This window comes from Actinomyces denticolens (assembly GCF_002072185.1).
GTDB classification, from domain to species: Bacteria; Actinomycetota; Actinomycetes; order Actinomycetales; family Actinomycetaceae; genus Actinomyces; species Actinomyces denticolens.
The window spans coordinates 43,503-59,066 of record NZ_MVIW01000003.1; the positions used below are offsets into that span (position 1 = coordinate 43,503).

A 15,564-nucleotide genomic window follows, 5' to 3' on the forward strand; every position below is an offset into this window, starting at 1 on the left:
GGTACCCTGTCCCAGTGACTACGACCGGCTTCACCCGCAAGGACGGGCGCGCGACCGATGAGCTGCGCCCCGTCACCATCACCCGCCGCTGGCTCGACCACGCAGAGGGCAGCGTCCTCATCAGCTTCGGACGCACCCGCGTGCTGTGCGCGGCATCGTTCACCGAGGGCGTCCCGCGCTGGCGCAAGGGCAGTGGCGAGGGCTGGGTGACCGCCGAGTACGCGATGCTCCCCCGCGCGGGCTCCGAGCGCAGCGGCCGCGAGTCCGTGCGCGGCAAGGTCGGCGGGCGCACCCACGAGATCTCCCGCCTCATCGGCCGGTCGCTGCGGGGCATCATCGACGTCGGCGCCCTGGGCGAGAACACCATCGCGCTGGATTGCGACGTCCTTCAGGCCGACGGCGGCACCCGCACCGCAGCGATCACCGGGGCCTACATCGCCCTGACCGACGCCGTCGCCTGGGGAACCGAGCGCGGCCTCATCAAGCCCCGCGCCGGGCTGCCCGTGCTCGCCGACTCGCTGAGCGCCGTCAGCGTCGGCATCATCGACGGTGTCCCCTGCCTCGATCTTCCCTACGAGGAGGACGTTCGCGCCCAGACCGACATGAACGTCGTCCAGACCGGTGACGGGCGCTTCATCGAGGTCCAGGGAACCGCTGAGCACGCCCCCTTCGACCGCGACGAGCTCGGCGCCCTGCTCGACCTGGCGAGCGCGGGCAACGCGGAGTTGGCGGCCCTCCAGCACCGGGCCCTGGCGGAGCGCGCCGACGGGCCCGTGACGGTCTCATCCGCTGCGGGGGCACGAGCATGACTCCGGCCGTTGATGACCAGCCGATCGGCGCCGACGGTTCATCCGCCGTCGAGACGCCCCGCGGGGCCCGCCTCGTCCTGGCCACTCGCAACGCCGGCAAGCTCGCCGAGCTGCGGCAGATCCTGGCGCCGCTCGTACCCGGGCTGGCCCCCGGGACGATCATCTCCGCCGCCGAGTTGAACGTCCCCGAGCCGATCGAGAACGGCCTCAGTTTCGCGGAGAACTCCCTCATCAAAGCGCGGGCTCTGGCCCGGGCCTCGGGCCTGCCCGCCGTCGCCGATGACTCGGGGCTGTGCGTGGACGTCCTCGGCGGGGCGCCGGGGATCTTCTCGGCGCGCTGGGCCGGTCGCCACGGCGACGACGAGGCGAACCTGCGCCTCCTCCTGGGCCAGATCAGCGCCGTGGCGGACCCGCACCGCACCGCCCGCTTCACCTGCGCCGCCGTGCTCGTCGTCCCCGGGGTCGGGGGCGAGGCGGGGCGCGAGGAGATCATCGAGCGCTCGATGGAGGGACGGCTCATCACCGAGCCCGTCGGCGAGGGAGGCTTCGGCTACGACCCGATCTTCGTTCCCGCCGGCGAGGATGAGCCCGGGGCGGCGGGTCGCACGAGCGCTCAGCTGACCCCGGCGGAGAAGAACGCGATCTCCCATCGCGGCCGGGCCTTCCGCGCCCTGGCGCCCATCCTCGCCGATCTCCTCACTCATCACCTCCCCCAATGAGCGAGACCGGTCGATAATGTCATCGAGACCGGCTCGGAGGGCCGGTCTCGATGACATTATCGACCGGTCTCGGCCATAAGGTATGCGAATGGGTGGATCAGGTGCTGGAGGAGTGATCCTGCGCGTCCAGACGGCGCTGGAGGGGCTTGGGGGTGAGCGAGTCATGGGCCTTGGCGAAGCCGTAGAGCCAGCGCCAGCCATCGAGGGCCGCCGCGAGCAGCACTCCCGTCATGACGGCCCATGACGCCAGTCCCGCGCCGCCGACGGCCAGGACGCGCATGACGATCCACGCGCCCCACGTCACGGCGATGACGGCACCGCCCTCCGGCCAGGGCCTCTCGAGGTGGTGCTCGCGCCCGCGCAGCAGCGCCCACGCGCATGCCCAGGCGATCACCACGGCAACGGCTCCCTGCGCCAGCGCCGTCGGGATCGCGTCGAGCTCATGCGCCCCCGCCGAGCCCAGCACCGCCACAAGTGCGGCGCCGATGGCGTCGGCGGGCAGAACGAGCCACCAGCGCGTGAGCCGGTCACGGGTCCAGGGGCAGTCAACGCCGTCGGGAACGGCCGGCGACCACTCGATCCTGCCCCCCGCCCCGGCAGCCGATGAGGAGGAGTCGCCCTCGATCGGATCCACGGCAGCGGCCCCGCGCTCGCTCACAGCTCCCACACCATCGAGCTCATGGCCGCGTCCACCGGGCCCGAATAGGCGCGGCGGGCCTCGGCCAGCGGGATGGCGGGGTCCGTCCAGGGCTGGATGTGGGTGAGGATCAGGCGCCCCACGTGCCCCTCCGCGGCGAGCTCGCCGGCGCGCAGACCGGTCAGGTGCATGCCGCGTACGGTCTCCCCGCCCTCCACGAAGGCGGCCTCGGACAGGAGCAGGTCGACGCCGTCGGCCATGGCGGTCATGCCCTCGCAGGAGTCGGTGTCCCCGGTGAAGGCCATGGTGACGATGCGCGATCCGTCCTCGCTGGGGCCCTCGATCCGGTAGCCGTAAGCCTCCACCGGGTGCAGGGCGGTGTACGGGGTGATCGTCATGGGGCCCACGCGGACGGGGCGCCCCGGGGTGACGGTGCGGATATCGAACTCGGTGCGGTAGTCCTCATCGGTCTTCTCCGTGCCGTCGACGCCGCGAAGGCGCTCCAGCAGGTTGGAGGGCCCGAGGGTGAGGACGGGGCCGAGGGGGCCGGTGGGGTTCCAGCGGCGGTAGACCTGCATGCCGACGAGGTCGACCATGTGGTCGGCGTGGCAATGGGAGATGCAGATGGCGTCGAGGTCGGCGGGGTCCACGTGGTTGAGGAGGCGTCCCATCGAGCCCGGGCCGAGGTCCAGGATGACGGACCAGGTGTGCTCGGCGCCCACGGGGCCCAGAGGGTCACCGCCGCTGGCCTGCACCAGGTAGGAGGAGGCGGAGGAGCCTGGTCCCGACATGGAGCCGGAGCAGCCGATGATGGTGAGCCTCATGCGCTCTCCTCGTCAGAGATGGCGGGGACGGGCACGGCCTGCTCAGCCCGCCCGGCCCGCTCAGCCCGTGCCGACGGCTCCAGCGCCGACGGCGCCGGGCGGCCGGCGCGGGTGACCGCCCCGACCTCGGGGCCCAGGAATCGGCGGGCGAGCACGGCGAACGACTCGGGGTCCCCCGTGGAGCGGAAGTCGTGGAGGGGGGCGGGAGCGCCCGGGTCGCGGAGCAGGTCGTTCGCGGCAAGAGCCCGGTAGACGTCCTTGGCCGTCTCATCGGAGGAGGCGACGAGGCGCACGTCCTCCCCCATGACGTAGGAGATGGGGCCCACGAGCAGCGGGTAGTGCGTGCAGCCGAGGATGAGTGTGTCGACGCCGGCGTCGCGCACTGGCGCGAGGTACTCCTCGGCGACCCCGAGTGCCTCGGGGCCCGTGGTCACGCCCCTCTCGGCGAGGTCGACGAAGCGCGGGCAGGCCTGGCTGATGAGCTCGACCCCCGGGACGGCGCTGAGGGCGTCGGGGTAGGCGCGCGAGTCCACGGTTCCCTGGGTGGCGATCAGGCCGATGCGCCCGTTGCGGGTCACGCGGGCGGCAGCGCGGGCGGCGGGGTGGATCACCTCGATGACAGGCACTCCCCTGCCCAGGGTGTAGCGGGCGCGGGCGTCGTGGAGCACGGCCGCCGACGCCGTGTTGCAGGCGATGACGAGGAGTTTGACGCCGGAATCGACGAGCTCGTCCATCACCCCCAGGGCGAGGGCGCGCACCTCGTCGATGGGACGCGGCCCGTAGGGGGTGTTCGCGGTGTCGCCGATGTAGAGGACCCTCTCCCCGGGGAGCTGATCCAGGACGGCGCGCGCCACCGTGAGCCCGCCGACCCCGGAGTCGAACATTCCGATGGCGGCGTCATTCATGGACCCGAGACTATGCGGCGCTCAGTCCCCCAGGAGCCCTGAGACCAGTGATTCCTGCCACCAGGTGAGCATGGTGTAGAGGATCGCCGCCGCATGATGCTCTCTGACCTGCGGATCCTCACTCCCACTCGGCATCGAGTCAGCGAGCGAGTGAATCGCCTCAGCGGCTTCGGGACTGTCGATCCCCAGGCGCCGGGCGAGCAGGAGGCGGGCATCGTTGAGCGCCCCCAGCCACGCGCCCTCGGCGCCCGCCGCCACCCGGACGGCGCCGCGGGTCCCGGAGGGCGCCAGGAGCTCGGCGACGACGTCGCGCGCCCGGGAGTCCTTGAGGTCGCGAAGGTCCGCGCGCCTGCGCGCGGAGATGGCGACGGCGATCTCCGGGTCCTCCGAGGCTTCGGGCAGGAGGGTCTCGCGGGCCAGGGCGGCCTCGGCCCGGAGCGCCCGGTCCGCGGAGGTCTCGGCGGGATGGTCGTCGTCGTCGGCGCCCAGGACGGTGGCGACCTGCAGGAGGAGGCCGGCCAGGGCCTCGCGCTCCCATGCCTCCAACCGGCTCTCCCAGCCCCCCTCGACGGCGGCGAAGGCCCTCATCGGTCCTCTCCCCCGCCGTCGGGCAGGCCCGCCAGGGGCTCGATGGTGGCGCGCAGCCCGTAGGAGTGCATGGCGGTGACGTCGGCCTCCATGCGGGCGCGCTCGCCACGGGAGACGGTGGCGCGGCCGGTCATGTGGACCTGCATCATGAGGTGGGCGGCCTTGGATCGGGGATAGCCGAAGTAGCTGGCGAAGACCCAGGTGACGTAGTCCATGGTGTTGATGGGGTCGTCGTGGACGACGGTGGCCCACAGGCGGTGGGCGCTGGTGCGCTCATCTGGCTGGATGATCGGTTCCGCGACCGGCACGGCGGGGCTCATGCTGGCAGCGTAGCCGGAGACGGCGGGCATGCAGCGCGCATTCGGTTGGGACTAGGTTGTTGTCATGACGATCACGCCCGGCGCTCCGTCCGCCTCGCTGCCCACCGCGCTGTCGACCTCCCTCATGACCGACATGTACGAGCTCACCATGCTCCAGTCGGCGCTGCGGGCGGGCACGGCCGGGCGGGAGAGCGTCTTCGAGCTCTTCGGCCGCAAGCTGCCGGCCTCCCGGCGCTTCGGCGTGGTGGCGGGCACGGGGCGCCTCCTGGATGCCGTCGAGGCCTTCGCCTTCACCTCCGAGCAGATCGACTTCCTGCACCGCACCGGGGTCGTGGACGACATGACGCTGGACTTCCTGCGCGACTACCGGTTCCGGGGGACGATCCGCGGCTATGCCGAGGGCGAGTGCTACGTGGCCGGGTCCCCCCTGCTCACGGTCGAGGGCACGTTCGCGGAGGCCTGCATCATCGAGACGCTCGCCCTGTCGATCTACAACTACGACTGCGCGGTGGCCTCGGCCGCCTCGCGCATGACGATCGCTGCTCACGGCCGCCCCTGCGCTGACTTCGGGGCGCGCCGGGCGCACGAGGAGGCGGCCGTCGCGGCGGCGAGGGCGGCCGTCGTCGGCGGGTTCACAGCGACTTCCAACCTGGAGGCGGGCATGCGCTACGGGATCCCCACGGTGGGGACCTCCGCGCACTCCTTCACCCTCCTGCACGACAGCGAGGAGGAGGCCTTCGCCGCACAGGTGGCCTCGCTGGGCACGGGCACGACGATCCTCGTGGACACCTACGACATCGCCACGGGCGTGGAGCGGGCGGTCAGGGCCGCCCGGGACGCGGGCGGGGAGCTCGGCGCGGTGCGCCTCGACTCCGGCGATCTCGTGGCCGAGGCCTTCAAGGTGCGCGCGCAGCTCGACGCCCTGGGCGCCACATCCACCAGGATCACGGTGACGAACGACCTCGATGAGCACGCGATCGCCGCGCTCGGCGCCGCGCCCGTGGACTCCTACGGCGTGGGGACCAAGCTCGTGACCGGCTCGGGGCGCCCGACGGCGGCACTGGTCTACAAGCTCGTGGAGCGCCGGGGGGCCGACGGCGAGATGGCGGAGGTCGCGAAGTTCTCCTCGGGGGGCAAGGCGACGGTCGGCGGCCGCAAGTGGGCGGGCCGTGTGATCGACGGCGCAGGGACGGCGGTGGAGGAGCTGCTCGTCTCGGCCGGCACCGAGGCGGAGGGCCTGGCTGCCCTGGCCGAGGCCGGGGCGCGTCCCCTGCAGGTGCCGCTCGTCGTCGACGGGGCGATCGTGGAGGAGCACCGGGACGAGGGGGCGCTGGCCGCCGCCGCGGAGCGCCACCAGGTCTCGCGCGCGGAGCTGCCCTACGAGGCCTGGAGGCTCAGCGACGGCGATGCCGCGATCCCGACCCGTTACCTCGACCTCGACGGCCGCACCGCCATCCGGCGCTGAAGCGCGCTGAGCAGGCCGGCCCGGCCGCCGTCGTCGCCCCGCCGGCCCGGCGCCCCAGCAGCGCGCCCCCTCTCAGCGCCCGCCGGCGCTTGTCAGCGCTTGCCGACGAACCAGCGGCGCAGGGTGCCCACGCGCTTCTCGATCTGCTCGGTGGTGGCCTGGGCGACCTCCGGGCCCCCGCACACGCGCCGCAGCTCGTTGTGAACCGCCCCGTGGGGCTGGCCCGAGCGGCGCGCCCAGGCGGAGACGAGCGAGTTGAGCTCCTTGCGGGCGGCGGCGCGCTTGCGGGCGTCGTCGACCCCGGAGTTGGCACGGCGCTGGGCGGCAGCGGCGGCCTGGCGCTTCTGCGACTTGATCTGCTTGTCCTGGCGGGCCCGCAGCAGGGCGGTGACCTGCTCGGGCTCGAGCAGTCCGGGCAGGCCCAGGTAGTCCTGCTCCTCCACGGAGCCGACCATGGCGCCGGTGCCGAACTCGCCGCCGTCGAAGAGGACCCGGTCGAACTCGGCGGTGGAGTTCATGGCCTCGAAGGCGCCGAAGAGATCGTCGGAGGCCCTCTCCTCCCGGTTGGCCTCGGCGACGAGGCGGTCCTCCGGGTAACCGAAGACCTCATCCTCGTTCGACCGGGGCTTGCCGAGCACGTGGTCGCGGGCGACCTCCATCTCGTTGGCCAGGCCCAGCAGCGGGGTGACCGAGGGCAGGAAGACGCTGGCAGTCTCGCCGCGCGCCCGCGAGCGCACGAAGCGCCCGACGGCCTGGGCGAAGAACAGGGGCGTGGAGGTCGAGGTCGCGTAGACGCCCACGGCCAGACGCGGGACGTCCACCCCCTCCGAGACCATGCGCACGGCCACCATCCAGCGGTCGGTGGACTCGGCGAAGGTCTCGATACGGCTGGAGGCACCCGAGTCGTCGGACAGGACGACTGTGGGGGACTCCCCGGTGATCGCGGCCAATTGGCGGGCGTAGGCGCGGGCGCGCCGCTGGTCGGCGGCGATGACCAGGCCGCCGGCATCGGGCACCTGGCGGCGCATCTCGCTCAGGCGCTGGTCCGCGGCTGCGAGCACTGCGGGGATCCACTCCCCCTTGGGATCCAGGGCGGTGCGCCAGGCCTGGGCCTCGAGGTCCTTGGTCAGGGGCTCGCCCAGGCGGGCGGCCACCTCGTCCCCCGCGCGGGTGCGCCAGCGCATCTCGCCCGAGTACGACATGAACATGACCGGGCGGACGACGCCGTCGCGCAGGGCGTCGGAGTAGCCGTAGGAGTAGTCGGCCTTCGAGCGCTTGATCCCCCCGGCCTCCTCGGCGTAGGTCACGAAGGGGATGGGGGACTCGTCGGAGCGGAAGGGAGTACCGGTCAGGGCCAGGCGGCGCCGGGCGGGGCTGAAGGCCTCGCGGATGGCATCGCCCCAGCTCAGGGCGTCGCCGCCGTGGTGGATCTCGTCGAGGATGACGAGGGTGCGGATGGAGTCAGTGCGGGCGCGGTGCAGCGCGGGATTGGCGGCGACCTGCGCGTAGGTGAGGGCGACGCCGTCGAACCGGGATCCGAGGGCCCCCTGCCCGTTGGAGTAGGAGGGGTCGATGTGGATGCCGACCTTCGCGGCGGCCTCCGCCCACTGGTACTTCAAGTGCTCGGTGGGGCACACGATGGTCACCTTGTGGACCTCGCCCAGGCGCAGGAGCTCGACGGCGATGCGCAGGGCGAAGGTCGTCTTGCCCGCGCCCGGCGTCGCCACGGCCAGGAAGTCCTGCGGCATGGCCGTCATGTACTTCTCGAGGGCGGCCGCCTGCCAGGCGCGCAGGGAGCGTGTCGTCCCCCAGGCGGCGCGCTGCGGATAGGCCGGGGAGAGGTGCTCCGCGGCGAAGATCGACGGCTGGGTGGGGTTGTTGTGCTGGGCCTGGCTCCCGCGCGCGGGGCTCACCGACCACCCCGCCCGAAGGGGAAGCGCGGGCGGCGCGGGCCTCCCCCGCCCTCGCCGTCACCGGGGCGCATGGAGTCCAGGATCTCCTTGCAGGTGGGGCACACGGGGTATTTCGACGGGTCACGGCCGGGGGTCCACACCTTGCCGCACAGGGCGACCACGGGGCGGCCGGTGGCGGCCGCGGCGGCGATCTTGTCCTTGCGCACGTAGTGGGCGAAGCGGTCGGCGTCGCCGTCGTCCGTGGACTGCAGCTCCTCGCGCTCCAGGACGGCCGTGCCCACGGAGCGCCCGGGCTCGGCGCCCGGGTCCGCGGGGCTGCCAGGATCAGCCGGATCGGAGCTCATGCGGGGAAGCATCATGCGGCCAGTCTAGGCCCGCCCCCGGGCGCGCTCCGAGCCGGTGGCCTGTGCGATAACTCGCCCCGCCCCTCCCCCGATCAGGGGCGGGTGGCGGTGAGGCGGGAGGCGGCGGCGGGGTCGACCAGGACGAGGGCGTCGGGGTGGTTCTGCATGACGGTGCAGGGCCACTCGGCGCTGACCTCGCCCTCGACGAGCTGGCGGATGGCCTCGGCCTTGCCGGCCCCGGTGGCGATGAGGACGAGCCTGCGGGCCTTCATGATGGTGCCCAGTCCCTGGGTGATGCAGTGGGTGGGAACGGCGTCGACATCGCCGTCGAAGAAGCGGGCGTTGTCACGGCGGGTCTGCTCGGTGAGGACATCGACGTGCGTGGGCGAGTCCAGCGGCCCGCCGGGCTCGTTGAAGGCGATGTGCCCGTCGGAGCCGATGCCCAGGATCTGCAGGTCGCAGTAGCCAGCCCGCGCCATCTGGCGCTCGTAATCGGCGCAGGCGGCCTGGAGGTCGTCGGCCAGGGCGTCCGGGCCGTGGAGGGCGCCGGGGCGCATGTCGACGCGGGAGCGCAGGTGGCGCTCCATGAAGGTGGCGTAGCGCTCGGGGTGCCCCTCGGGCAGGCCCACGTACTCGTCGAGCATGAAGCCGGTGACCCCTGCGAAGGACAGGCGTCCGGCGGCGCAGCGGCGGACGAGCTCGTCGTAGAGGGGCAGGGGGCTGGAGCCGGTGGCGGTGCCCAGGACGGCATCCGGCTTGGCGGTCAGCAACTCCTCGATCGCGTCGGCGGCGCGATCGGCGATGGCCTCGGGGGTGTCCAGGACGATGAGCTCCATGGCTGCTCCTCGAATGTGCTCGGTCAGTGGCGGGGTGGATGAGATGGACGAGACGAACGGAATAACGTCTGCGCGCTCATGAGTGAATCATAGAGCATCCGATCATTAGAAGTCATCCAGTCGTCTTTACTCCTCCTCTCGCTCAACGCACCTCCATGTGCCCCGGCCACGACGAGATCGTGGCCAGGACCGCGGCCTCCCGCCGGTCCAGGAGCCTCCCGCCGACGACGACACCCCCGGCCGCGCAGGCGCAGCCCCAGGCCACTCCCGCCAGGAGCACCGCCCAGCCCCAGGCCCACGCGCCCGCCGAGGCCACCGCGATCATCGCGCCCCATACCGGCGCGCTGCAGAGCACGACGACGAGCAGGCCCGCCGTCTGCTCGAGCGCCGCGATGAGGATCGTGCCCGAGGTCCGCGACTTCAGGGGGCTCTCCCCCGGGGCGTTGACCTCGTAGACGATGACAACGCTCGCCGTGCAGGACCACGCCAGTGCCGCGCCGTGCAGCGAGGCCATTGCACCGAGCAGGGGCGGCACCGCCTCCCAGCGCCCCGCCCACAGGGCCAGGACGCCGAGCGTTCCCGTCAGGACGGGGACCTGCCACAGGAGAGCCGCCGCGAGGCGCCCGAGGCGGTCATCGCGCCCGCTCAGGCCGGCGCTGATATGCGACCACAGGGCGGTGGAGTCGTAGGCGAGATCGTCGTGGAGCGACCAGCCGGCGATGAGCGCCACGAGGAGGGCGGTCACGATCATCGGGAATATGCCGAACGAGGCGGCTCGCCCGGAGTTCGAGGCCGCCGCCGCGCCGTGGATGCGGCCTGCCGCCACCATCGCCACCGGCAGGACGACCAGGCTGACCAACTGGGCGAGATAGCGGGGATCGGCGCGCCAGTACCGCAGGCACCGGGCGGCGACGGCGGCCGCCGGGGAGGGCATGATCCGCGCCAGGCGCCTGTGCCAGGTCAGCGCGTCCACCGCCGCCCGCGCCGCCGCCCCGGAATCGAGGGCCCCACCGCGGGGCGCCCTCGGGGCGTAGGCCCCGGCGCGTCCCGTGCTCCGGGCGGGCCCCGTCATGACTCGCGCCATGACGCGCTCCCAGAGCGGGACGAGGAGGGCGGCGAGGACGACGGCGCCCAGGGCCTGGACGAGAGCGATCCCGACCCTCCCCTGCGCCATCGCCCCGGGCGCGGCCAGCGCCCATCCCAGGGGGGAGGCCCCGAGCGCCCGCGCGATCGTGCGCAGGCCGTCGAGGGAGATCCCTTGAGCGCGATCGGCGAGCGCGTTGACGGCATTGAGGAGGAGCACCCCTCCCATGACGAGGACGACGGCGATCACCCCGGCCGTGTCCCGCCCGCGCCGCGTCGTCGGGACGCCGAGGCCGATGGCCAGGACCCGCGACAGGAGGACGCAGGTGGCCAGTGCCACCGGCGCCATGAGCGCCGCGAGCAGGGCGGCGGGCCATTCGCCCGCCACCAGCCATGTGATGACGGGCATGAGGAGGACGCCACCGGTGATGATCCCCGGAAGCCCGAGCGCACCGGCGGCGGCCAATCCGATGGCCAGGCGCCGCGAGGGCGTGATCCACACCGCCATGGCCCGGGGGTCGAGGGTGGAGTCCACGCCCGCCACGAGCAGGGGGATGAGCATCCACCCCAGGACCACCAGCGCGCCGATCGCGCCGAGGACGAGGGCGGCGTCATCCGTCCCCATCCCGGCGGCGAGGAGCACGGCTCCGGGGATCACCCAGCTCAGCGCCGTGAGGGCCCACAGCGCGCCGAGGACGGCGGCGATCGTCGTCCAGGCGCTGCGCGTGACGGCGTTGAGCGTGAGCCTCCACCTCAGGCGGATGAGGGTCGCAGCCATGACAGCCCCTCCGTCGTCGTCGGGCCGCCCACGAGCTGGGCGAATCGGGTGTCGAGGTCCTCCCCCGCGGCGACCTCGTCGATGGTGCCCGAGGCCAGGACCCGGCCGGCGCCGATGACGCCCACGTGGGTGCAGAAGCGCTGGACGGTCGCCATGACATGGCTGGAGATGACGACAGTGCCCCCGGTCGCCGCGAAGTCGCGCAGGATCGCCTGGATCGTGCGCGCCGCGACGGGGTCGACGGACTCGAAGGGCTCATCGAGGACGAGCACGGAGGGCGAATGGACGAGGGCGCAGGCCAGGTGCGCCTTCTTGCGCATCCCCGCGGAGTAGTCGGCCACGAGGGTCTTGCCCGCGTCCCACAGCTCCAGGACGTGGAGCAGCTCGGTCGCCCGCTCGATGACGACGTCGCGGTCCATGCCGCGCAGCAGCCCCGAGTAGGTGACGAGCTCGAGACCGTTGAGGCGGTCGAAGGTGCGCAGTCCATCGGGGAGCACGCCGAGGCGCGACTTCGCGGCGGCGGGGTCCTCCCACACGTCGATGCCGTGGACGAGGGCGCGCCCGGCGTCGGGGCGCAACAGGCCGGTGGACATGGACAGCGTCGTGGTCTTGCCCGCGCCATTGGGGCCGACGACGCCGTAGATGGAGCCCGTCGGGATCGACAGGCCGAGCATGTTGACGGCGACCTTCTGCCCGAATGCCTTGCACAGCCCCTCCATGAGGAGCGCCGGGGGGATCCCGGGAGTCGTCTGGCTCATACCCCCAGGTTAGAGGGGAGGGGGATCGCCGTTCCTCGTTCGCCCGGACGAGACGGCCAGAGCCTCCTCCCCCGGAGCGACGAGAAGGGGTGCGCCACCGTCTCGGTAGCGCACCCCCGGGGCGTGCGGGCGGTCGAGGGGCGCCGCGGCGCCCTCCGCCCTCGGCCGGGCTCAGTTGTCGGCGACGGCCTTCTTGAGGGCCGAGCCCACGGTCAGCTTCACGCCGTAGCCCGCGGGGATCTGAATCTCCTCACCGGTGCGGGGGTTGCGGCCAGTGCGGGCAGCGCGCTTGACGCGCTCCACGCCCATCAGGCCCGTGATCTTGACAGCCTCACCCTTCGAGACACTCTCCACGAGAACGTCCTGGAAGGCAGCGAGGAAGGCATCGGCCTCGGTCTTCTTCAGGCTGGTCTTGGCGGCGATGGCCGCGATGAGCTCGGTGCGGTTGACGGACATGTCTTGCCTCTCGGTCGTGGAGCGGCACCTCGGTTGGGTGGTGCCACTGGCCGCAACGCTATGCGCAAGTGAAGCGTTTTGTCAGTTGCTGAGCCGATTTTCGGCGTGTGACACACCAGATCAGCGCCTCAATCATCCCACGAATCACATCGACCACACCGGCATCGTTATGGCCTCTCACCTGGGAGTCCGCTTGGAGCTCTCAGGCGGCGGCGTCACCGCCCCCGCCAGGGCGCCCGACGGCGCTGACGAACCAGGACGTGATCGTGGTGGGATGGGTGATCGCGGTACCGACGACGACGGCGAAGGCGCCGTGCTCCATCGCCGAGGCGGCCTGGGCCGGGGTGTGGACCCGTCCCTCGACGACGAGCGGCAGGGAGGCGAAGCCGACGATCTCGTCGACGAGCTCGAGGTCGGGGCCATCGGTCTTGGGGCGCTCACCGGTGTACCCGGCCAGGGTGGTGCCCAGGATGTCGACGCCGGCGTCCTGCGCCGCGCGGGCGTCGTCGGCCGATCCGCAGTCGGCCATGATGAGGGTCCCCGGGCGGGCGGCGCGCAGTCCCTCGACGGTCCGGGCCAGCGTGAGCCCATCGGGCCGGGGGCGCCGGGTGCCATCGAGGGCCACGATCTGACTGCCGGTGGCGGCCACGGCGACGGCGTGGGTGAGGGTGGGGGTGATGAAGACGCCGTCGTGCCCGTCCTTCCACAGCCCGATGACGGGGACGTCCACGTGCTGGTTGATGAGGGCGAGGTCGGCCAGGCCCTGGGCGCGGATGCCGACGGCGCCCCCGGCCACGCAGGCCTGGGCGACCTCGTCCATGGTGCGGGGGTCGCGCATGGGCTCGCCGGGGTAGGCCTGGGCGGAGGCGATGAGGCCCCCCTCGAGGCGATCGAGGATGGCCTGGCGGTTGTTGGTCTCATTCGTGGCGGTCATGACGGGCCTTCTTTCGTGGGCGGGAAATGGGATGCGGCGCGGCAGTGGGCCGACGGCGGGCCGGCAGTGGTCCGGTGCTTCGCCGGCGCTCAGCCGATGAGGGCGAGAGCGCCCCGGGCGGCGCCGATGATGGGGGCGGTGGTGCCGAGCTCGGCGGGGACGATCTCGATGCCGGCCAGGGGCCCGATGACCTCGGCGGAGAAGGCCTCGCACAGCGGCGCCCACCACAGCTCGCCGGCCCTGGCCAGGCCGCCGGAGATGATGACGCGCTCGGGGTCCAGGACAGTGGCGACGCCGGCGATGGCCTGGGCGAGGGCGACGGCGGCATCCCGGTAGACGCGCGCGGCGAGCTCGTCTCCCGCCTGGGCGCGCCTCTCGACGTCGTGGGCGTTGACGGCCGCGGGGTCGCCCCCGGCGGCGAGGTAGCGGCGGTGGATCTGGGGGCCCGCGGCGATGGGCTCGAGGTGGCCGGGGCGACCGCAGGTGCAGGTCTCCCCCGCGGCGAGCCCCGAGGGCATGTGGCCGATCTCCCCGGCGACGTGATGGGCGCCGCGCAGGGGGACGCCGTCGAGGAGGACGGAGCCGCCCACGCCGGTGCCCACGGCCACCATGAGGGCGCAGCGGGTCTCGCGCCCGGCGCCGAGCCAGGCCTCCCCGGCCGCGTAGGCGTCGACGTCGTTCTCAACGTGGATGGGCAGGCGCCCCAGGCCCTCGGCCTCAAGACGGGCCTGAACGCCCCGCGCGACGCGGGTGCCCGCCCAGTCGGTGATGGCGTCCGTGGCCGAGACGATCTCGCCGCGCTCGACGTCGACGACGCCGGCGGTGCCGATGCCCACCGCGTCGATGGTCGCGGGCCCGCCGATGGCGCCCGCTCCTCGGGCGCTGCCGGCGCCGCCCTCGCGCGCGACCTCCACGATGAGGGCGGCGATGGCGTCGAGCATGGCGTCAGGCCCCTCGTGGGCGGGGGTGGGGATGGAGGAGACGGGACCGAGCAGCCGGCCGTCGGCGCCCACGAGTGCGGCCGCCATCTTGGTGCCGCCCAGGTCGAGTCCGACGACGACCGGGGCGCCCGCGCCGCCGGTGGTCCTGGGCGCGTGGGAGGCGACCGTCGCGCCGCCGGCGTCGGTGGAGGCCATGGGATTCCTTTCGCTGCCGGCAGGGCGGCGCAGTGAGGATGCGATGGGGGTGCGGAAATGGGGGCGGTCCGGGCCGGGCGCGGCGTCCGGCCCGGACCGTGCGGGCCTCAGATGAGGCCCTCCTCCTTCATGATGGCCACGACGGCCTCCTTGTTGGCGCCCTCGAGGGGCTTGATCGGGAAGGCCATGTGGTTGGCCTTGATGATGCCGAGCTCGACCATGGCGGTCTTGAAGGCGCCGATGCCGGTGGCGTCGCCGGAGCGGCCCTTGACGGCGAAGACGGTCTCGAAGTCGGCGGCGATCCTGTCCTGGATGGCGCGCACGCGGGGCCAGTCGCCCTCGCGGGAGGCGTCCCACATCTCCCGGTAGGGGCGCGGCTCGACGTTGCCGTAGCCGGGGACGAAGCCGTCGGCGCCCAGCAGGAGCATGCCGTCGACCATGAGCTCGTGGCCGGACAGGAGGGCCAGGGGATGACCGGCCCTCTCGTTGGCGGCCACGAGGCGGCGGAAGCCGACGTCGTCGCCGGAGGAGTCCTTGACGCCGGCGATGACGCCCTCGGATCCCAGGCGCACGAGCAGGTCACGGGAGAGCTTCTTGCCGCCCAGGCGCACGGGGACGTCATAGGCGAAGACGGGGATCGAGATCGCCGCAGCGATGGCCCGGAAGTGGGCGGCGAACTCCTCCTCATCGTTGATGGCGTAGAAGGGGCAGGTCGCGACGATGCCGTCGGCGCCCAGGGCCTCGGCGCGCTTGGCGTGCTCGATGACGCGCTTGGCGGTGGTGTCGATGGCGCCGGCCAGCACCGGCACCCGGCCGGCGGCGCGGGCGACGGTCCTCTTGACGATCTCATCGCGCTCGGCGTCGGTGAGGTAGGCGACCTCGCCGGAGGAGCCGAGGACGAACAGGCCGTGCATGCCGCCGTCGATGAGGTGGTCGATGATCTTGTCGAGGTCCTCGTAGTCGACGTCGCCGCCGACGGTGAAGGGGGTGATGACCGGTGGGATGACGCCGGTGAAGCGGGTGTCCATGGAGGTTCTCTTCCTGATTGCTGGGATGGGG

Annotated in this window: 17 protein-coding genes; 3 read left to right on the plus strand and 14 right to left on the minus strand. The window is 72.9% G+C overall.

Going from position 1 to position 15,564, the window contains the following annotated elements; all coding sequences use genetic code 11:
- Positions 1-14 precede the first annotated feature (14 nt).
- On the plus strand, positions 15-809 hold the full coding sequence (gene rph, locus B1H55_RS01420; protein ID WP_077239970.1) for a ribonuclease PH: 795 nt from the start codon (positions 15-17) through the stop codon (positions 807-809).
- Positions 806-1,528, plus strand: coding sequence for a non-canonical purine NTP pyrophosphatase (locus B1H55_RS01425; RefSeq protein ID WP_073452295.1), 723 nt, complete (start codon positions 806-808; stop codon positions 1,526-1,528). The genes rph and B1H55_RS01425 overlap by 4 nt, the downstream gene beginning before the upstream one ends.
- Positions 1,529-1,625: 97 nt before the next feature.
- On the opposite strand, the gene B1H55_RS01430 is transcribed toward B1H55_RS01425, so the two are convergent.
- The 5 genes from B1H55_RS01430 to clpS are packed head-to-tail and all read right to left on the minus strand — an operon-like array spanning position 1,626 to position 4,802.
- Positions 1,626-2,186 carry a DUF3054 domain-containing protein gene (locus B1H55_RS01430; protein WP_231952568.1) on the minus strand — a complete coding sequence of 187 codons (561 nt, stop codon included), beginning with the start codon at positions 2,184-2,186 and terminating at the stop codon, positions 1,626-1,628.
- Entirely contained in the window at positions 2,183-2,989 is an 807-nt protein-coding gene (locus B1H55_RS01435; RefSeq protein ID WP_073452297.1) for an MBL fold metallo-hydrolase, read from the minus strand. The genes B1H55_RS01430 and B1H55_RS01435 overlap by 4 nt, the downstream gene beginning before the upstream one ends.
- On the minus strand, positions 2,986-3,873 hold the full coding sequence (murI, locus tag B1H55_RS01440) for a glutamate racemase (RefSeq protein WP_218565827.1): 888 nt from the start codon (positions 3,871-3,873) through the stop codon (positions 2,986-2,988). The genes B1H55_RS01435 and murI overlap by 4 nt, the downstream gene beginning before the upstream one ends.
- A gap of 42 nt (positions 3,874-3,915) precedes the next feature.
- Complete coding sequence (locus tag B1H55_RS01445; protein ID WP_077239968.1) at positions 3,916-4,482, minus strand: DUF2017 family protein; 567 nt, start codon at positions 4,480-4,482, stop codon at positions 3,916-3,918.
- Positions 4,479-4,802 (minus strand): ATP-dependent Clp protease adapter ClpS, encoded by a 324-nt coding sequence (gene clpS, locus B1H55_RS01450; protein WP_073452439.1) that lies wholly within the window; start codon positions 4,800-4,802, stop codon positions 4,479-4,481. Before clpS ends, B1H55_RS01445 begins: the two co-directional genes overlap by 4 nt.
- Before the next feature lie 64 nt (positions 4,803-4,866).
- Here clpS and B1H55_RS01455 point away from each other — a divergent pair, with 64 nt between their 5' ends.
- Positions 4,867-6,267 (plus strand): nicotinate phosphoribosyltransferase, encoded by a 1,401-nt coding sequence (locus B1H55_RS01455; RefSeq protein WP_073452302.1) that lies wholly within the window; start codon positions 4,867-4,869, stop codon positions 6,265-6,267.
- Between the two features lie 92 nt (positions 6,268-6,359).
- Here B1H55_RS01455 and B1H55_RS01460 read toward each other — a convergent pair whose 3' ends face one another.
- The 9 genes from B1H55_RS01460 to B1H55_RS01500 all read right to left on the minus strand — a co-directional run bounded on the left by B1H55_RS01460 (position 6,360) and on the right by B1H55_RS01500 (position 15,533).
- Positions 6,360-8,180: a DEAD/DEAH box helicase gene (locus tag B1H55_RS01460; protein WP_077239966.1), complete on the minus strand. Its 1,821-nt coding sequence runs from the start codon at positions 8,178-8,180 to the stop codon at positions 6,360-6,362.
- Positions 8,177-8,539 carry a DUF3039 domain-containing protein gene (locus tag B1H55_RS01465; RefSeq protein WP_073452305.1) on the minus strand — a complete coding sequence of 121 codons (363 nt, stop codon included), beginning with the start codon at positions 8,537-8,539 and terminating at the stop codon, positions 8,177-8,179. Before B1H55_RS01465 ends, B1H55_RS01460 begins: the two co-directional genes overlap by 4 nt.
- Before the next feature lie 77 nt (positions 8,540-8,616).
- Entirely contained in the window at positions 8,617-9,360 is a 744-nt protein-coding gene (nagB, locus tag B1H55_RS01470) for a glucosamine-6-phosphate deaminase (RefSeq protein WP_077239965.1), read from the minus strand.
- Between the two features lie 142 nt (positions 9,361-9,502).
- Positions 9,503-11,221, minus strand: coding sequence for a transporter (locus B1H55_RS01475; protein ID WP_077239964.1), 1,719 nt, complete (start codon positions 11,219-11,221; stop codon positions 9,503-9,505).
- Positions 11,197-11,979, minus strand: a complete 783-nt coding sequence (locus B1H55_RS01480) for an ABC transporter ATP-binding protein (RefSeq protein ID WP_307190086.1) — start codon at positions 11,977-11,979, stop codon at positions 11,197-11,199. The genes B1H55_RS01475 and B1H55_RS01480 overlap by 25 nt, the downstream gene beginning before the upstream one ends.
- Positions 11,980-12,150: 171 nt before the next feature.
- Positions 12,151-12,435 carry an HU family DNA-binding protein gene (locus tag B1H55_RS01485; RefSeq protein WP_073452310.1) on the minus strand — a complete coding sequence of 95 codons (285 nt, stop codon included), beginning with the start codon at positions 12,433-12,435 and terminating at the stop codon, positions 12,151-12,153.
- A 202-nt stretch (positions 12,436-12,637) separates the two neighbouring features.
- The gene (locus tag B1H55_RS01490; protein WP_077239963.1) at positions 12,638-13,369 is read right to left on the minus strand and encodes an N-acetylmannosamine-6-phosphate 2-epimerase; all 732 of its coding nucleotides are present in this window, start codon (positions 13,367-13,369) and stop codon (positions 12,638-12,640) included.
- A gap of 89 nt (positions 13,370-13,458) precedes the next feature.
- The gene (locus B1H55_RS01495) at positions 13,459-14,505 is read right to left on the minus strand and encodes an ROK family protein (protein WP_077239962.1); all 1,047 of its coding nucleotides are present in this window, start codon (positions 14,503-14,505) and stop codon (positions 13,459-13,461) included.
- A gap of 107 nt (positions 14,506-14,612) precedes the next feature.
- Positions 14,613-15,533 (minus strand): dihydrodipicolinate synthase family protein, encoded by a 921-nt coding sequence (locus B1H55_RS01500; RefSeq protein ID WP_077239961.1) that lies wholly within the window; start codon positions 15,531-15,533, stop codon positions 14,613-14,615.
- Positions 15,534-15,564 lie beyond the last annotated feature (31 nt).